The following is a 16,795-nucleotide window of genomic DNA, read 5'->3' on the forward strand; positions in this document are numbered from 1 at the left end:
TAGGAATTTAAGATGTCTATCGAGATAAAAAATACTGGCGTGAAAAAAGTGGTTTTAGCCTATTCGGGTGGTCTAGATACCTCGGCCATTATTCCTTGGTTAAAAGAAAACTACGATAACTGCGAAATCATAGCATTCTGTGCCGATGTCGGCCAAGGCGAAGAGGAGCTGGTTGGCTTGACAGAAAAAGCCTTAGCTTCGGGTGCTTCTGAGTGCCATATCGTCGATCTAAAAGAAGAATTCGTTAAAGACTATATCTACCCAACGATTGCAAGCGGTGCGATTTACGAAGGCACGTATTTACTCGGTACGTCAATGGCGCGTCCTATCATTGCTAAAGCGCAGGTTGAAGTGGCCCGTAAAGTCGGCGCCGATGCCCTTTGCCACGGTTGTACCGGCAAAGGGAACGACCAAGTGCGTTTCGAAGGTTGCTTTGCCGCCTTAGCCCCTGATTTAAAAGTGATTGCACCGTGGCGTGAGTGGACCATGCAGAGCCGTGAAGATCTGCTGGCCTATCTCGCCGAGCGCAATATCAAGACGTCAGCGTCAGCGACTAAAATCTATAGCCGTGATGCCAACGCTTTCCATATTTCCCATGAAGGTGGTGAGTTAGAAGATCCATGGAACGAGCCAAGCAAAGGTGTATGGACGCTGACTGCCGATCCTGAAGATGCACCGAACAAGCCTGAATATGTGTCACTGGAAGTCGAAAATGGCCGTGTGACTAAAGTGAATGGTGAGGCATTAACACCTTACGGTGTGCTGATGACATTAAACGCCATTGCTGCGCCACACGGTGTGGGTCGTATCGACATCACCGAAAACCGCTTAGTGGGTATGAAGTCCCGTGGTTGCTACGAAACACCGGGCGGCACTGTAATGTTCGCGGCACTGCGTGCGATTGAAGAGCTGGTACTCGACAAGACCAGCCGTAATTGGCGTGAGCAGGTGGGGGCACAAATGGCGCATCTAGTGTATGACGGCCGTTGGTTCACGCCACTGTGTAAGTCACTGCTGGCGGCATCTGAATCACTGGCTGAATCAGTTAATGGTGAAGTGGTTGTTAAGCTCTACAAAGGCCAAGCGACTGCGGTGAAGAAGCGTTCACCTAACAGCTTGTACTCTGAAGCATTTGCCACTTTCGGTGAAGATCAAGTGTACGATCAAAAACATGCCGAAGGCTTTATCCGCTTGTACTCATTGGCGAGCCGCATCCGCGCACTTAACGCTAATGATGTAAAGTCTAAGTAATAGGCAGACAGAAAGGGCGCCTAGCGCCCTTTTTTATATCGTTAGTTTTGATTGGCTTTAACGAATTAAAAGCAGTGACAGAGGGGATTTAGCATGGCTTTATGGGGTGGAAGATTTCAGGGCGAAACCAGCGCGCTATTTAAATTATTCAACGATTCGCTACCCGTGGATTACCGTCTGTTTGAGCAAGATGTGGTCGGCTCTATCGCTTGGGCGGATGCGATTGCTAGCGTGGGAATTATCACTGCCACTGAATGCAGCGGCTTGAAACAAGCGCTGAATGAGCTGCTGGTGGAAGTGCAGGGCGATCCTGCGATTATTCTTGCCTCGGGCGCCGAAGATATTCACAGCTTCGTCGAGTCGGCCTTGATTGCCAAAGTGGGCGATCTGGGTAAAAAACTCCATACTGGCCGTAGCCGTAACGATCAAGTCGCCACCGATTTAAAGCTTTGGTGTCAATCCGAAGGCAAAGCATTACTCGCGCGTCTTCACAGCTTACATGCTGAATTGCTGGCCTTGGCTGAACGTGAATTTGATGCAGTCATGCCAGGTTATACTCACTTGCAGCGTGCCCAACCTGTGACCTTTGGCCACTGGTGTTTAGCCTATGTGGAAATGATTGAGCGGGATATCAGCCGTTTATCCGATGCATTAACCCGTGCGAATACCTGCCCATTAGGTTCTGGAGCCCTTGCTGGCACAGCCTATAAAATGGATCGACATGCACTGGCTGCAGCGCTGAACTTTGCTTCACCGACGCTCAATAGTTTAGACAGTGTGTCAGACAGAGATCACGTGGTAGAACTGTGTTCAACCGCATCGATCAGCATGATGCACTTAAGCCGTATGGCTGAAGATCTGATCTTCTTTAACTCGGGGGAAGCGAACTTTATTTCCCTGAGTGATGAAGTGACCTCGGGTTCATCCCTGATGCCGCAGAAGAAAAATCCCGATGCATTAGAGCTTATTCGTGGCAAAACTGGCCGGGTTTATGGCAGCTTAGTGGGCATTCTCACTACGATGAAAGCGCTGCCTTTGGCATACAACAAAGATATGCAGGAAGATAAAGAAGGCCTGTTTGATGTCGTCGATAGCTGGGCAATTTGCCTCGATATGGCGGCGTTAGTGTTGTCAGGTTTGAAAGTTAACCGTCCTAATGCGCTGTTAGCCGCGCAGCAAGGTTATGCAAATTCAACTGAGCTTGCTGATTATCTGGTGTCTAAAGGTATGCCGTTCCGTGAGGCGCACCATGTTGTGGGTGAAGTGGTAGTTGCCGCGATTGCGAAGCAAATTCCGCTGGAGGATTTCTCCTTGGCCGAATTAAAAACTTTTGCCGCCATTATTGAGGATGATGTTTATCCCAACCTCACCATTGAAGCCTGTTTAGCGAAACGCGATGTGCTCGGCGGTACAGCATTGCCACAAATTCAACAGGCAATAGCGGCGAAAAAAGCTCGCTAACTCGCTTGTTTAAGCCAATAAAAAACGCGACGTTAGGTCGCGTTTTTATTGGCTAATTACCCGTATCGGTAATGACTTTTTATCACTCGTTTACTGGAATAGGTCATCCGCTGGCGCGTCGATGAAAAGGTTATTTTCATCCTGAGTTTCGCTGATATATTCCTTCGGCTCTGTGCCCGAGATAAAGTATTCGAACGCGCTGGTGTAATCGGTTTTGCGAGTCAGTTTACCCGTCGCTAGATCGATCCGTACAGAGACAATCCCTTCAGGTGGAATCGCCGTGGTTTCCGGCGTGCCCTTTAGCACATTGTGCATAAACTCATTCCAACCCGGTCCTGCGGTTTTCGCTCCGGCTTCGGTGCCTGTGATCTGATCTTTTTCACCGTTGGCATTCCATGCGGTTCTACCAAGTTGGCGACCGTGATCGTCGAATCCGACCCAGAAAGTGCTAGTCAGTGTTGGGCTAAAACCACTGAACCAAGTATCGCGGGATTCGTTGGTCGTACCCGTTTTGCCGGCAATATCGTGTCGTTTAATTAACTGAGCCGCACGCCAAGCCGTACCTTGCCAGCCGGTGCCTTTACTCCAATCACCACCACCCCAGATCACGCTCTTTAACGCTTCGGTAATTAAGAAAGCGGTTTGCTCCGAAATAATTTGTGGTGCAAAACGCCCCGTCTGTTCAAAGCACTGCGCCACAGGCGCTTCAGCGGTTAAGTTGTTGTCACCAAAAGCCATCACTTCGTCTGAAGACTGCGCTGTAGCCCCATTGGGTTTACAGGCCAACGTCGGATTGGCTCTTTCAATCACATTGCCATAGGAGTCTTCTACACGCTCAATATAGAAGGGTTCCACTAAGAAGCCGCCATTAGCAAATGCATTAAAGGCGGTAGCGACTTGCAGAGGCGTGACCGAAGGGGAACCTAAGGCTAAAGATTCGTTACGAGGTAAGTCATTAGGATCAAAGCCAAATTTGGTGAGTTTGTCAATGGCAGCATCTAAACCAATATGGCGCATTGCCCTTACCGACATTACGTTGATCGACTGTGCTAACCCCACACGTAGGCGAGTTGGACCACCGTAGATATCGGGCGAGTTTTTAGGGCGCCATGCGGTGCCTTGGCTAATGTCGGGTTTGTTGATCGGCGCGTTGTTAATTAAGGTTGCGAGAGTAAAACCTTTTTCTAATGCCGCGGCATAGATGAAAGGCTTGATATTTGAACCTAATTGACGCTTGGCCTGAGTCACGCGGTTATATTGGCTCTGGCTAAAACTATAACCCCCCACTAAGGTACGAATGGCACCATTGTAGGGATCGAGCGATACGGTGGCACTGGCAACTTCGGGTACTTGGGACAACTGCAAATGCTGGCCGTTATCGCGGATCCAAATGCGTTCACCGACATTGAGCATATCGGCGGCGGACTTAGGCACAGCGCCCTGGCGTTTATCGGTAATAAATTTGCGCGCCCACTTAAGTCCATCCCACTTGATGATTTTTGTTTCACCTTTCGCTGTGAGTACCTTTGCCTGTTGACCGTCGATACTTAATACCGCCGCAGGTTGTAATTCCTGCACTGGGACTATCTTAGCGAGTTCGGCTTGGATTTGGGCGTTATCAGGTTTGACATCCGTCCAAAGGACCGCCGCAGGGCCGCGGTAGCCATGGCGCTCATCGTAGGCGTAGACGTTATTACGCAAAGCTTGCTGGGCGAGGAGTTGAAGGTCTGATGAAATCGTGGTGTAGACATTGTAGCCATTGGTATAGGCTGCTTCTTCACCATACTTCTGCACCATATAATCCCGTGCCATCTCTGAAATATAAGGGGCGTAGAGATCAATTTCGGCGCCATGGTATTTAGCGACTAAAGGTTCTTGCAAAGCGGCTTCATATTCAGCTTGATTGATATAGCCCACTTCATTCATCCGCATTAAAACGACATTTCGGCGAGCCAATGCGCGCGAAGGCGAAGTAATAGGGTTAAGAGTCGAAGGCGCCTTAGGCAAACCCGCAATTAGGCTCATTTCTGATAGGCTGAGATCCTGCACATTCTTACCAAAATATACCTGAGCGGCGGCGCCCACACCGTAGGCCCGTTGACCTAAGTAAATTCGGTTAACGTAGAGCTCGAGGATTTCGTCTTTGGTGAGTAATTGTTCGATGTGATAGGAAATAAAAATTTCTTTCACTTTACGAATAATCGTTTTATCCCGGGTTAGGAAGAAGTTACGCGCCACCTGCATGGTGATGGTACTCGCACCTTGCTTTTTCTCCCCCGTCGTCAGCATCACGATCGCGGCACGCAGGACGCCGACAGGATCAATACCGCCATGTTCATAGAAGCGTGCATCTTCCGTTGCAAGGAAAGCTTGCAACAGAGGTTTAGGCACTTCATCTAGTTTTAATGGAATACGGCGCTTCTCACCAAACTGAGAGATCAGTTTGCCGTCACTACTATAAATGCGCAAAGGTGTTTGTAATTGCACATTTTTTAGTGTTGAAACATCCGGTAGGTCCGGCAAAACATAAAAGTATGCTGCAACAATGGCGCCTACGCCCAGAAGGGCTAGACTGAATAGAGCTATAACAATACGTTTTAACCACTTCACCTAAATTGATCCTAATGTTCAGTTAAGTGCGACAGTATATAAGGCGCGCACGTCTTGGTGAAGTAAAAACGTGATGGCACTAAAATAGCATTTGTAAAATCCTGAAACATTCTATACAAATACGTTTAACGAGTTGATTTTGTGCTAATCTCTTTTACTGAAATACCAATAATAAAGTGACAACGGATTATGCTTTCAAATTTATGGAAGCGTCAGGCTCCGCAGATGGTTGGAATCGATATCGGTTCCCACGAAGTTAAGGCCATTTTGCTGAGTAAGACTGCTGATGGATACAAAATATTAAGTCATGCAGCGGTTCCCGTAAAAAAGGGAGCTATTAACGATCATGATATTCGTGATGCCGATGCCGTTGTCGAATGTTTAAGGCAAATAAAGCGAACTTTACCTAAATCGGTAAAATACGCTGCGGTCGCGGTATCGGGTTCGGCGGTCATGACCAAAGTGATCTACATGGACGCTTCGCTTAGCGAAGAAGAAATGGAGGCTCAGATTGAGATTGAGGCCGACAACCTTATTCCCTATTCCCTCGATGAAGTCAGCATTGATTTTGAAACCTTGAATGTTAACAGCACAGATCCTTCTAAGGTCGATGTGCTGCTCAGTGCTTGCCGTACTGATAATATCGATGTGAGGGTCGATGCCTTAGATGAGGTCGAACTCGAAACGAAAGTCGTTGATGTTGAAGGCTATGCCCTCGGACGTGCGGTCGAATTAGTGCTAGGTCAACTACCCGAAGGCGCTCGACAGAAAGCCGTTGCCATGGTCGATATCGGTGCCAACATGACCACTTTCTGTGTGGTTGAGTCCGGTGAAACCACCTTTATCCGTGAACAGGCCTTTGGTGGTGAGTTATTTACTCAGTCGATTTTATCTTTTTATGGCATGTCCTACGAGCAAGCTGAAAAAGCCAAAATTGAAGGTGATTTACCGCGTAATTACATGTTTGAAGTGTTATCCCCCTTCCAAGCTCAGTTGCTACAGCAGATTAAACGTACCTTGCAAATTTATTGTACTTCGAGTGGAAAAGATAAAGTCGATTACCTCGTATTATGTGGCGGAACATCTAAACTGGAAGGCATGGCTAATTTATTGGCCAATGAATTAGGCGTTCACACTATTATTGCGGATCCTTTTCAAGGATGTTTGCACGCAGACGAATCGGTAAAAAATATCCTGCAACCTAACATCAGCAAATATATGGTTGCTTGTGGCTTAGCGCTGAGGAGCTACGGTCAATGGCGAACATAAACCTGCTTCCCTGGCGTGAAGAGGCAAGAGAAAAACAGAAACGTGATTACATTGGTATATTGGCCGCTGTATTTTTAGGCTCTGCCATTTTAGTGTATGTGGCGCTTTCCTTACTGGAAATGATGACCGATGAGCAAAGGGGACGTAATGCTTATCTGCAATCGGAAATACAGTTACTCGAAAGGCAAATTGCCGAGATTAAAAAAATCACTGAACGTAAGAAAGACATCGAACGTCGAACGGAAATTATTCTCAACCTTCAACAATCACGTAATTTACCTACCCATGTGTTGGATGAATTAGTGCGCATTGTCCCACCTGGGATATACCTTTCAAATCTTGAGAAGAAAGGGAGTCTATTGCTGATTGAAGGCCGCAGCGAGTCCAATAATAACGTCGCAAATATGATGCGTAAGGTTAAAGCTTCCGAATGGCTAACGGATCCCAATATGCAATCTATCGTGACTCAAGAAGATGAGTTAAGGCAATTGCAACGCTTTAGTCTGAGGGTCAGCATTAAGGGCGCTATCGTTGAAGAGCCAGTGAAAACGGCAAAAGGAGCGAGTAAATGAAACTCGATCTAAGTCAGTTTAATGATATCGACTTCGAAAATATTGGCGCTTGGCCTAATCAGGTTAAAACCTTTTTCGCAATTTTATTGGCACTCTGTGTGTTTGCTGCGGGTTATTTTCTGGTTGTGTCAGATGCAATAGATGTTTATAACGCGGAACAAGATAAAGAAGTGCAGTTACGGGATGACTTTAAGAATAAGTATCAACTCGCAGCCAATTTAAAACTCTACCGTGAGCAATTAGCCATCATGGAAGAGCAGTTTGCTGAACTGCTGAAAATGCTACCCTCTGAAAATGAAATGCCGGGATTACTCGACGATTTAACCTTTGCCGCCACTGATGCGGGTTTGCGTATCAAAAGTTTAAATTGGGAGACTGAAATTGAGCGGGATTTTTACATTGAATTCCCAATTAAAATGTCAGTGACAGGGGATTATCATCAAATCGGTAATATGGTGAGTGGTGTTGCAAAGTTGCCTCGAATTGTCAGTTTGCACGATTTTACGATTAAGCGAGATGAGGCTGGTAACTTAGCTATGGACATCTTAGCTAAGACGTATCGCTTTAAAGAAGGCGCTGAGCTGCCCCCTGAAAAGCCTGCCAATCAAAAGGGGAAGAAATAATGAAACTCTTACCTTTATTGGCTTTTAGTCTTTTTTTAATGGGTTGTGTTGGCGATCGTAGTGATTTAGAGCTATTTGTTACTACAACAAAAGCGCAACATGTGGCCCATATTCCACCCTTGAAAGAGCCACCCAAGTTTGAGCATTTTGCCTATCAGGCAGAATTAATGCGTAGTCCCTTTGTTCCACCTTCTCGAGAATTAACGGAAGAAGTGATTGATACCAGTAAAAATTGCTTACAACCGGATTTGAAACGTCGTAAGGGGCGATTAGAAACCTATGCGTTAGATAACCTGAAAATGCGTGGCACCTTGAAAGACGCCGGTATGACTTGGGCACTCGTAGAGACCAATGATGGTAGCGTATATCGGATGGGGGTGGGCGAGTACTTAGGTTTATTTAATGGCCGCATAGTTAAAGTGACTTCACAGAGTGTTGAAGTAATAGAATTAATTCCAGATGGTTCTGGTTGTTGGTCCGAGCGATCAAACAGCATAGTACTTTCTGGAGAATAACGAGCGAAGGATGAGGGAATAATGAAATCTTCTGCCGCGATAAAAATCCCGTTAATATCTTCAGGCTTGGTCAAGTCTGTTATTGGGATCGCATTGGTATTTGGAGTTTTGCCATCGAGTTTTGCGGCAAATCGATTATTAGATGTCAAATACCATGCCTTGGTCGATCACCAATTAGAGGTTGAACTGGTCTTTGAAGAGGCGGTGACACCGCCAGTCATCGATTCCAATGCTGCGCCAGCAGAATTGGTATTAACCTTCGGAGATAGCATTTCTGGCTTATCTAAAGATCGCCTACCTATTAATCAAGTGGGCGTGAATGAAATAACGACTACGCAGCAAGATACAAGCCTTAAAGTCGCCTTAGGTTTATCTAAGGTAAAACCCTATCAGGGCGCTGTGGTGGGGAATTCCTATCGTTTAACTATCAATGATAATGTCGCGGGAACACAGGCGAATACGGACAATCCCTTCGTTAATAGTGTCAGTAATATCGATTTTCGGCGCAATGACAATGGGGGCGGAGAGTTATTAGTTTCTCTAAATAACCGCTCAGTGGCTGTCAACGTTGAACAAATTGGCGCTAAGTTAGAGGTACAACTCTATAACACAGACATTAAGAGTGACTTGCTCTATGTCATGGATGTGCAAGACTTCTCAACGCCAGTAAAGAGTTTCGAAACTTTCAAAGAAGATTTAACCACACGTATCTTAGTTGATGTTGCTGGCAATTATGAGTTCAACTATAAACAGGAAGATAAGCTGTTTAGGCTCTCAATCAACAAAGTTGAGCGGGTTGCGACAACGAAAGAAGACAAAAAATATAACGGTAAAACCCTATCACTTAACTTCCAAAGTATTTCCGTTCGAACGGTATTGCAGATTATTGCTGATTATAACAATTTTAACCTTGTGACCAGTGATACGGTTGAAGGAGATATCACCCTAAGACTAGACGATGTGCCATGGGATCAAGCTTTGGATTTGATTCTACAGACTAAGGGATTAGATAAGCGCATCGAAGGTAATATCTTGATGGTGGCTCCGAGTGAAGAGCTTGCTATTCGTGAGAGCCAGAACCTTAAGAATCAACAGGAAGTGAAGGAGCTTGAGCCTCTTTATTCTGAATATTTGCAGATCAATTATGCCAAAGCGATAGATATAGCTGAGCTGTTAAAGAGTGCTGATTCGAGTTTATTGTCTCCTCGAGGTTCAGTTGCGGTCGATGAGCGTACGAACACTGTGCTAGTAAAGGATACCGCTGAGACCATAGGGAATATTCATCGCTTAGTCGAAGTGCTCGATATCCCCATCCGCCAAGTGTTGATTGAATCCCGTATGGTGACGGTAAAAGATGACGTTTCGGAAGACTTAGGTATTCGCTGGGGAGTTACCGACCAGCAGGGAACCAAAGGAACTTCTGGTTCGCTTGAAGGCGCTGAAAGTATTGCCAATGGCACAGTCTCCTCCATAAATGATCGTTTGAATGTTAACTTGCCCGCCGCGGTGACGAACCCAACGAGTATTGCCTTCCATGTTGCCAAATTGGCGGACGGTACCATTCTTGATTTGGAATTAAGTGCGTTAGAGCAAGAAAATAAAGGGGAGATTATTGCTAGCCCTCGTATTACCACCTCTAACCAAAAATCGGCCTATATTGAACAGGGTGTCGAGATCCCCTACGTGCAATCCACCTCAAGTGGTGCGACGTCGGTTACCTTCAAAAAAGCGGTGCTTTCCTTAAGGGTGACACCGCAAATTACTCCCGATAATCGAGTGATTCTTGATCTTGAAATTACTCAGGATTCACAGGGTAAAACCGTAGATACTCCAACTGGGCCTGCGGTGGCGATCGACACTCAGCGTATCGGTACTCAAGTGCTCGTCGATAACGGAGAAACTATCGTTCTGGGGGGTATTTATCAACAAAACTTGATTAGCCGCGTCAGTAAAGTGCCTGTTTTGGGTGATATTCCACTGGTTGGTTTCTTGTTTCGGAGCACGACAGACAAAAATGAACGTCAGGAGCTGCTAATTTTCGTGACGCCCAAGATCGTGGATGAGAAGCTCTAATCATTTGTTGTACATTGAATAAAGCCAGCAGCCCTTGCTGGCTTTATGATGTCTGAAATACAATTCTTAGATAAATAGCGCACATGACTTGCCATAGTAGACCTTAAACTGAGATAATCCACGGTCAAGTCTCATAAGAGCAAGGTAACATATAGGTCGGCTTGATCATGAGTCGATATAGGCATACTTTTCAATAAGATTCAGACGTACAAGAAATGGCTGAAAAACGTAATATTTTTCTGGTAGGCCCTATGGGCGCAGGTAAAAGCACAATTGGTCGCCATCTGGCGCAAATGCTGCATTTAGAATTCCACGATTCAGATCAAGAGATTGAACAACGCACAGGCGCTGATATTGCTTGGGTGTTTGACGTCGAAGGTGAAGAAGGCTTCCGTCGTCGTGAAGCTCAGGTTATTGCTGATCTGTCTGAAAAACAAGGTATCGTCCTTGCCACCGGTGGTGGTTCAGTACAGAGCAAAGATATCCGTAATCATCTATCTGCGCGTGGCATTGTGGTGTATTTGGAAACCACTATCGACAAACAGGTCGCTCGTACTCAGAGGGACAAGCGACGCCCATTATTGCAAGTGGATGACCCAAGAGAAGTGTTGGAGAGTCTTGCTGAAATCCGTAACCCGTTGTACGAAGAGATTGCCGATGTGATCGTTAAAACCGATGATCAAAGTGCAAAGATCGTTGCAAATCAGATCATTGAGAAATTAGGTTTCTAAGCAGAATGATGAAGCAAATTCAGGTTGATTTAGGTATACGTAGTTATCCCATTTATATTGGCCAGAGTTTGATGAGTGATGGCGAGACTTTGTCTCGCTACCTGCTTAAAAAACGTATTCTTATCGTCACCAATGAAACTGTCGCGCCTTTGTATCTTAAACAGATACAAGAGACGATGGCTTCGTTTGGTGAGGTAGAGAGCGTAATCCTCCCCGATGGCGAACAATTCAAAGACTTAGCGCATTTAGACACTATTTTCACCGCATTATTGCAGCGAAACTATGGTCGAGATTCAGTGCTGGTGGCTTTGGGTGGCGGCGTGATTGGTGATATGACGGGATTTGCTGCCGCATGTTATCAACGCGGGGTCGATTTTATTCAAATTCCTACAACCCTATTGTCGCAGGTGGATTCTTCCGTCGGCGGTAAAACCGCGGTTAATCATCCCCTAGGCAAAAATATGATTGGGGCCTTCTATCAGCCGCAACTCGTATTGATCGATACCCTATGTTTACAGACTTTACCCGCACGTGAGTTTGCCGCAGGTATGGCTGAAGTGATTAAGTATGGCATCATGTGGGATGGTGAGTTTTTTCAATGGCTTGAGAATAATGTACAAGCCCTCAAGCGCTTAGACACTGAGGCGCTGGTATATGCGATTTCTCGCTGCTGTGAGATTAAGGCCGATGTAGTAAGCCAAGATGAGACTGAGCAGGGTGTTCGCGCGTTATTAAACCTTGGGCATACCTTTGGGCATGCCATTGAAGCTGAGATGGGCTATGGCAATTGGTTGCATGGCGAAGCCGTTGCGGCTGGCACGGTCCTTGCTGCTCAAACGGCTAGATCATTGGGATTGATTGATGAGTCAATTGTTTGTCGTATTGTGCAATTACTACAAGCCTTCGATCTTCCCGTGAGTGCGCCGGAATCTATGGGTTTCGACAGTTTCATTCAACATATGCGACGCGATAAAAAAGTGTTAGGCGGTCAGATTCGACTCGTACTCCCGACGGCAATTGGTCAAGCGGACGTATTTAGTCAAGTCCCTGAATCTACCCTCGAACAGGTTATCCGCTGCGCATAAGCATGGTGTGGTGGGCGAGTGACGTTTCAGGGTTTGGTCTTACTTCCTTCGCAGGAAGCCCTCGTACAAAGGTTGCATCATAGTGCCAGTTACAGCGATCAGCTGCTGGTGCTTTCTGGTGGCCAAGGTTCAGGTAAAACTACACTCTTAACAGCATTAGCGACCGATTTTGATGAGTCAAATGCGGCATTAGTGATCTGCCCTATGCATGCCGATAATGCTGAAATTCGCCGTAAAATTTTAGTGCAGCTGATCTCTTCCCCCATTTTTGACGACGAAATTCCCCTCGCAGAAACCTTATTGCGGGTGGCATCCACACAAACCAAGCCCTTACATATCATCATCGACGATGCCCATCTGCTTTCTAAAGAGTTGTGGGCCGAGTGCATCATTCTCAATCAGATCCAATGTGCGGGTAAGAATATTGCCGTGACCTTGGCAGTGCCACCGGCATTTTTAGCGGAGTTATTGTCACAGTTGCCTGAGTCATTAAGGCGACAGGTGCTGCCCGTGAGCATTGAGCCGCTGAGTATTCCCGAGCGTGAGGCTTTGTATCAGACCTTGCTAAGGTGTAGTGATCAAAATCCTTTTACTCCTAGGGATATAGTGCGCGCTCAACTCGAAAAACAGATGGGAACACCTCAAGAGGTGGTTAATCTGCTCGAATTGGCACTCCATGGTCAGCCAGAAAAAACATCGCTGTGGACACGATATAAAATAGTATCCCTCAGCGTTGTGAGCGTGCTGGTGGCTTTGGTGATTTGGTTTGCTGTTACTCGGCCACTTATTCCAGAACCGCAGCCTAGTCTAGTCACTTACCCCGCAATTGACTCGCCTGCATTCTTAGCTTTAGGTCAGCAGCGGTTGGCGCCTTATTTTCATCAGCGTTCAGAGTCATTTAAACTTTCTCAACAACGGCTCGATACAATCGAAGCGGATCCCCTGGAAGATTTTCATGGTGAGGAACCTCAGGCTGGAGCAGATGCGACGACTGAGCTACCCGTCGATGAGGCGAGCAGTAAAGCCGATAATGTCGAACCCGCCACAGCACTAGATTCGCCCCAGCTTGAAGGCGCTACGTTCGAAGAATCCCTGCTCGAACAAGCTAAGGCCACAAATCCGTTAGATAGCGCCGATACCGCGCCAAAAACCGATATTACGTCGTCGCAGGTTACCCCACTCCAGAAACCCTCTAAGGGTTATACCATACAGGTTGCGACGATTTCGCAATTAGATTCACTACATAAAACCCTTAAAATACTTGAAGGGGCAGAAGATGTGCGGGTCGCAAAGTATAAGCATCTTTGGGTTGTGCTTGCGGGCAACTATAGTGATAGCAAATTGGCCCATGAGGCTGCGGCTAAGTTAACCAAACAGTATCGCCTTGACTCACTTTGGGTAAGAAAATGGACCGAATTGGGGGCGTATCAGTTACAAGAAACACACCCAAATCGTGAAATCTCAGAATAAACAGAGTACAATCATGGCCTTTATTTTTGTCGGCATTCATCAAGTTAAATGATAAAAAAACATAGAGCCTTCCTTAAATGGGCTGGTGGAAAATTTAAACTGGTGGATGAGTTGGCAAACTACTTACCCGCAGGCGACCGTTTGGTTGAGCCATTTGTGGGCGCGGGTTCCGTATTCTTAAATACCGACTATCCCAGCTATTTGCTCTGCGATATCAATGAAGATCTGATTGAGCTGTACAAAATAGTGAAGGAAAGGCCTGCCGAGTATATCGACGCGGCTAAAAAGCTATTTGTCGATGAAATGAACCAAAAGGAAGCCTACTACAGAGTTCGTAGCGACTTTAACAAATGTCGCGATCCTTTCCAGCGCGCTGTATATTTCCTGTATTTAAACCGTCATGGTTTTAATGGCTTATGCCGTTATAACCGCAAGGGCGGTTTCAATGTGCCCTTCGGTTCATACAAAAAACCTTACTTTCCTGAGAAGGAAATTTGGGCCTTTTCAGAAAAAGCACAAAATGCAGAATTTAAGTGTATTGGTTACGAGCAAGCATTTGAGCAGACTCGTACTGGCGATGTTATTTATTGTGATCCACCCTATGCGCCATTATCGACAACCGCCAGCTTTACGACCTATGTCGGTGCGGGTTTTAGTTTAGATGATCAGGCGTTACTCGCCCGCCATTCCCGCCATACGGCACTGGAGCGCGGCATCCCTGTGTTGATCAGTAACCATGATATCCCCTTAACGCGGGAGTTATATCGTGGCGCCCACCTCGCAAAGATCCAAGTGCAACGTAATATCAGCCAAAATGGCAATGGCCGCAATAAAGTGGATGAGCTAATGGCCTTGTACGATGAAAACTATGATCTGCAGGATGAATGAGTTTTGTGGGTTAATCTTTGATGAAGGTTTTCAGCTAAGTATCTGACTAACAAGTAATATCAAACTGACGACTAAGGTTATCGCTAACATAATCCCCATAATGATATAGGGGATTGGCGAATGAGTTTGGAAATCCTTTTGTCGATTCTCACTGGATTGCACCCCGAAAAAAGCGGCTAAGGTGCTGTAGAAAACCTGCCAGATGCGGCTAAACATTAATAGGAAAGTTGTGAGTTGGTGGGTTTCATATCATCAATAGGTTTATCTTGATGACCGTGTAACAGCTCAAGTAGATCGACGAAATGAAACTGACTCGAGCGGTTCTTGCCCGTGAGCCAAGTTTTCCAGCTTAACGCTTGGGCTTGATTGGCACAGCGATTATTTGGGTGACTGCTAGGTAACGTATTGTTGTAACGGGCTTCGCTACTGCATGCGCAGGCAGTGTTATCAGTGCTTACTGTTAGTTTTTCAACACCAAACGCTAAGGTGGCGACTACCATTGCAGTAAACGCCAACATCATGGATGACTTAAAGGTCACCGAGCCTAAAATGTGAGAAAACCGAGTTAACCGCCCTTTCATGATACTTCCCTTGAAATCTTCTAGGTGCACACTAGCGACTCGAGTATAACAAATCCGCTTAGTTTATGAACAATAATTTATCAATCTGCGCTCATTTCTTCGCATAATTTAGCCTCGACCTTGGTCTAGTGATGACATATTCATACAAGAAGGCCCCATATGTAATGTTTTACGGGCATTTAGCGTGAGACGAATCGTCATAAATGTGGCTTCGACTATAGAGGCTTAACGCCGCTAAGGGTAAAATGAGGCACTTTTTATCCATTTGCAGCGAGTGTGTTATGCGTCCATTCTTAATTGCTCCATCAATTTTATCCGCCGATTTTGCCCGTTTAGGGGATGACGTTAAAGCCGTGTTAGATGCGGGCGCTGACGTAGTGCATTTTGATGTGATGGATAATCACTATGTGCCTAACCTGACGATTGGTCCTATGGTGTGTAAAGCCCTGCGTGATTATGGCATTACCGCCGATATCGATGTGCATCTTATGGTGAAACCCGTTGACCGTATCGTGCCTGATTTTGCTAAAGCTGGCGCGTCTATTATTACCTTCCACCCTGAAGCCTCAGAGCATGTCGATCGCACACTGCAGCTGATCAAAGAATCAGGCTGTAAGGCGGGCTTAGTGTTTAACCCTGCGACTCCGCTGCATTATCTTGACCATGTGATGGATAAACTCGATGTGATCCTATTAATGTCGGTCAATCCTGGCTTTGGTGGCCAATCTTTTATTCCTTCGACGTTAGATAAGCTGCGCCAAGTACGTGCACGTATCGATGCCAGTGGTTTCGACATTCGTTTAGAAGTCGATGGTGGCGTTAAGGTCGATAATATCGCCGAAATCGCGGCGGCGGGTGCGGATATGTTTGTCGCGGGTTCGGCCATTTTCGGCAAGCCAGATTATAAAGCCGTAGTTGATGAAATGCGTGCCGAACTGGCTAACGTTGGGGCTTAGGATATGTGGGAGCAGATTAAAGCCATCGCATTTGATCTCGATGGCACCCTTATCGATAGTGTGCCCGATCTTACCGTTGCCACCCAAGAAGCCTTAGCCGAGTTAGGCTTGGCAACTTGCTCTGAGACCCAAGTGCGCACTTGGGTTGGTAATGGCGCTGAAATGTTGATGCGCCGTGCCATGACTAACGCACTCGGTGCCGAGGTCGAGCAGGCTGCACTCGATGCGGCTATGCCAGTTTTTATGCATCATTATCAAGAGAACCTTGAGAAACACAGTGCGCTCTATAGCGACGTCCATCAAGTATTGCAAACCTTGTTTGATGCAGGCTTTAAGCTGGCCGTTGTCACCAATAAACCCTACCGTTTTACGTTACCTTTGCTCGAAGCCTTCAAGATAAATGGCTTTTTCAGCTTAGTATTAGGCGGTGATTCTCTTGCGAAGATGAAGCCTGATCCTTTACCTCTGCAGCATCTGCTGAAGGAATGGCAGTTAGATAAAGCCGAGTTATTGATGGTTGGCGACTCTAAAAATGACATTTTAGCGGCGAAAGCGGCAGGTGTTGCATCAATCGGCTTGACCTATGGCTACAACTACGGTGAAGATATTGGGCTCGCTGGCCCAGATGCCGTTTGTGAGCAATTTAACGATATTTTGAACTGGATAAATCCAACAAAGCGTTAATTTAATGGATTCTTTTTATTTATAGA

The 16,795-nt window shown here is 46.2% G+C and carries 16 protein-coding genes; 13 read left to right on the forward strand and 3 right to left on the reverse strand.

Translation table 11 applies throughout. From position 1 onward, the window contains the following. Nucleotides 1–12: 12 nt before the first annotated feature. Both MJO46_RS14175 and argH read left to right on the forward strand, forming a co-directional pair. Entirely contained in the window at nucleotides 13–1,251 is a 1,239-nt protein-coding gene (locus MJO46_RS14175) for an argininosuccinate synthase (protein WP_253989861.1), read from the forward strand. 93 nt (nucleotides 1,252–1,344) lie between these two features. Continuing rightward, on the forward strand, nucleotides 1,345–2,712 hold the full coding sequence (gene argH, locus MJO46_RS14180; protein WP_253989862.1) for an argininosuccinate lyase: 1,368 nt from the start codon (nucleotides 1,345–1,347) through the stop codon (nucleotides 2,710–2,712). A 90-nt stretch (nucleotides 2,713–2,802) separates the two neighbouring features. Here argH and MJO46_RS14185 read toward each other — a convergent pair whose 3' ends face one another. Beyond that, nucleotides 2,803–5,322 (reverse strand): PBP1A family penicillin-binding protein, encoded by a 2,520-nt coding sequence (locus tag MJO46_RS14185; protein ID WP_253989863.1) that lies wholly within the window; start codon nucleotides 5,320–5,322, stop codon nucleotides 2,803–2,805. 189 nt (nucleotides 5,323–5,511) lie between these two features. On the opposite strand from MJO46_RS14185, the gene MJO46_RS14190 reads away from it, so the two are divergent. From MJO46_RS14190 to MJO46_RS14230, 9 genes are all read left to right on the forward strand, one after another. Next, nucleotides 5,512–6,591: a pilus assembly protein PilM gene (locus MJO46_RS14190; protein WP_037459539.1), complete on the forward strand. Its 1,080-nt coding sequence runs from the start codon at nucleotides 5,512–5,514 to the stop codon at nucleotides 6,589–6,591. Continuing rightward, nucleotides 6,579–7,163, forward strand: coding sequence for a PilN domain-containing protein (locus MJO46_RS14195; protein WP_253989864.1), 585 nt, complete (start codon nucleotides 6,579–6,581; stop codon nucleotides 7,161–7,163). The genes MJO46_RS14190 and MJO46_RS14195 overlap by 13 nt, the downstream gene beginning before the upstream one ends. Beyond that, complete coding sequence (locus tag MJO46_RS14200; RefSeq protein WP_253989865.1) at nucleotides 7,160–7,786, forward strand: type 4a pilus biogenesis protein PilO; 627 nt, start codon at nucleotides 7,160–7,162, stop codon at nucleotides 7,784–7,786. The genes MJO46_RS14195 and MJO46_RS14200 overlap by 4 nt, the downstream gene beginning before the upstream one ends. Continuing rightward, complete coding sequence (locus MJO46_RS14205) at nucleotides 7,786–8,301, forward strand: pilus assembly protein PilP (protein WP_253989866.1); 516 nt, start codon at nucleotides 7,786–7,788, stop codon at nucleotides 8,299–8,301. Before MJO46_RS14200 ends, MJO46_RS14205 begins: the two co-directional genes overlap by 1 nt. Nucleotides 8,302–8,322: 21 nt before the next feature. Next, nucleotides 8,323–10,374, forward strand: a complete 2,052-nt coding sequence (locus MJO46_RS14210) for a type IV pilus secretin PilQ (RefSeq protein ID WP_253989867.1) — start codon at nucleotides 8,323–8,325, stop codon at nucleotides 10,372–10,374. A 215-nt stretch (nucleotides 10,375–10,589) separates the two neighbouring features. Further along, complete coding sequence (gene aroK, locus MJO46_RS14215; RefSeq protein ID WP_011791077.1) at nucleotides 10,590–11,105, forward strand: shikimate kinase AroK; 516 nt, start codon at nucleotides 10,590–10,592, stop codon at nucleotides 11,103–11,105. 8 nt (nucleotides 11,106–11,113) lie between these two features. After that, entirely contained in the window at nucleotides 11,114–12,190 is a 1,077-nt protein-coding gene (gene aroB / locus MJO46_RS14220; protein WP_253989939.1) for a 3-dehydroquinate synthase, read from the forward strand. An 18-nt stretch (nucleotides 12,191–12,208) separates the two neighbouring features. Beyond that, the gene (locus tag MJO46_RS14225; protein ID WP_253989868.1) at nucleotides 12,209–13,660 is read left to right on the forward strand and encodes an AAA family ATPase; all 1,452 of its coding nucleotides are present in this window, start codon (nucleotides 12,209–12,211) and stop codon (nucleotides 13,658–13,660) included. Nucleotides 13,661–13,708: 48 nt separating this feature from the next. Further along, entirely contained in the window at nucleotides 13,709–14,548 is an 840-nt protein-coding gene (locus MJO46_RS14230; protein ID WP_198781953.1) for a Dam family site-specific DNA-(adenine-N6)-methyltransferase, read from the forward strand. Between the two features lie 30 nt (nucleotides 14,549–14,578). Here the strand turns inward: MJO46_RS14230 and MJO46_RS14235 are convergent, their stop codons facing one another. Together MJO46_RS14235 and MJO46_RS14240 are read right to left on the reverse strand one after the other, a co-directional pair. Further along, nucleotides 14,579–14,764: a DUF2970 domain-containing protein gene (locus tag MJO46_RS14235; protein WP_253989869.1), complete on the reverse strand. Its 186-nt coding sequence runs from the start codon at nucleotides 14,762–14,764 to the stop codon at nucleotides 14,579–14,581. After that, a complete protein-coding gene (locus MJO46_RS14240; protein ID WP_253989870.1) occupies nucleotides 14,764–15,129 on the reverse strand; it encodes a hypothetical protein in 366 nt (121 codons plus the stop codon). Before MJO46_RS14240 ends, MJO46_RS14235 begins: the two co-directional genes overlap by 1 nt. Before the next feature lie 281 nt (nucleotides 15,130–15,410). Between MJO46_RS14240 and rpe the strand changes: the two genes are divergently transcribed. Together rpe and MJO46_RS14250 are read left to right on the forward strand one after the other, a co-directional pair. Further along, entirely contained in the window at nucleotides 15,411–16,085 is a 675-nt protein-coding gene (rpe, locus tag MJO46_RS14245; RefSeq protein WP_253989871.1) for a ribulose-phosphate 3-epimerase, read from the forward strand. Nucleotides 16,086–16,088: 3 nt separating this feature from the next. Continuing rightward, nucleotides 16,089–16,769 (forward strand): phosphoglycolate phosphatase, encoded by a 681-nt coding sequence (locus MJO46_RS14250; RefSeq protein WP_253989872.1) that lies wholly within the window; start codon nucleotides 16,089–16,091, stop codon nucleotides 16,767–16,769. Nucleotides 16,770–16,795 lie beyond the last annotated feature (26 nt).

Source organism: Shewanella sp. KJ2020, from assembly GCF_024197625.1.
GTDB lineage: Bacteria > Pseudomonadota > Gammaproteobacteria > Enterobacterales > Shewanellaceae > Shewanella.

Excerpts from the sequence above, each read along its gene's own strand:
- MJO46_RS14240 (WP_253989870.1), bottom strand. The coding sequence starts at position 15,129 with ATGAAAGGGCGGTTAACTCGGTTTTCTCACATTTTAGGCTCGGTGACC.
- MJO46_RS14230 (WP_198781953.1), top strand. The coding sequence starts at position 13,709 with ATGATAAAAAAACATAGAGCCTTCCTTAAATGGGCTGGTGGAAAATTT.
- MJO46_RS14190 (WP_037459539.1), top strand. The coding sequence starts at position 5,512 with ATGCTTTCAAATTTATGGAAGCGTCAGGCTCCGCAGATGGTTGGAATC.
- rpe (WP_253989871.1), top strand. The coding sequence starts at position 15,411 with ATGCGTCCATTCTTAATTGCTCCATCAATTTTATCCGCCGATTTTGCC.
- MJO46_RS14235 (WP_253989869.1), bottom strand. The coding sequence starts at position 14,764 with ATGTTTAGCCGCATCTGGCAGGTTTTCTACAGCACCTTAGCCGCTTTT.
- argH (WP_253989862.1), top strand. The coding sequence starts at position 1,345 with ATGGCTTTATGGGGTGGAAGATTTCAGGGCGAAACCAGCGCGCTATTT.
- aroK (WP_011791077.1), top strand. The coding sequence starts at position 10,590 with ATGGCTGAAAAACGTAATATTTTTCTGGTAGGCCCTATGGGCGCAGGT.
- MJO46_RS14205 (WP_253989866.1), top strand. The coding sequence starts at position 7,786 with ATGAAACTCTTACCTTTATTGGCTTTTAGTCTTTTTTTAATGGGTTGT.
- MJO46_RS14175 (WP_253989861.1), top strand. The coding sequence starts at position 13 with ATGTCTATCGAGATAAAAAATACTGGCGTGAAAAAAGTGGTTTTAGCC.
- MJO46_RS14200 (WP_253989865.1), top strand. The coding sequence starts at position 7,160 with ATGAAACTCGATCTAAGTCAGTTTAATGATATCGACTTCGAAAATATT.
- MJO46_RS14250 (WP_253989872.1), top strand. The coding sequence starts at position 16,089 with ATGTGGGAGCAGATTAAAGCCATCGCATTTGATCTCGATGGCACCCTT.
- MJO46_RS14210 (WP_253989867.1), top strand. The coding sequence starts at position 8,323 with ATGAAATCTTCTGCCGCGATAAAAATCCCGTTAATATCTTCAGGCTTG.
- aroB (WP_253989939.1), top strand. The coding sequence starts at position 11,114 with ATGAAGCAAATTCAGGTTGATTTAGGTATACGTAGTTATCCCATTTAT.
- MJO46_RS14195 (WP_253989864.1), top strand. The coding sequence starts at position 6,579 with ATGGCGAACATAAACCTGCTTCCCTGGCGTGAAGAGGCAAGAGAAAAA.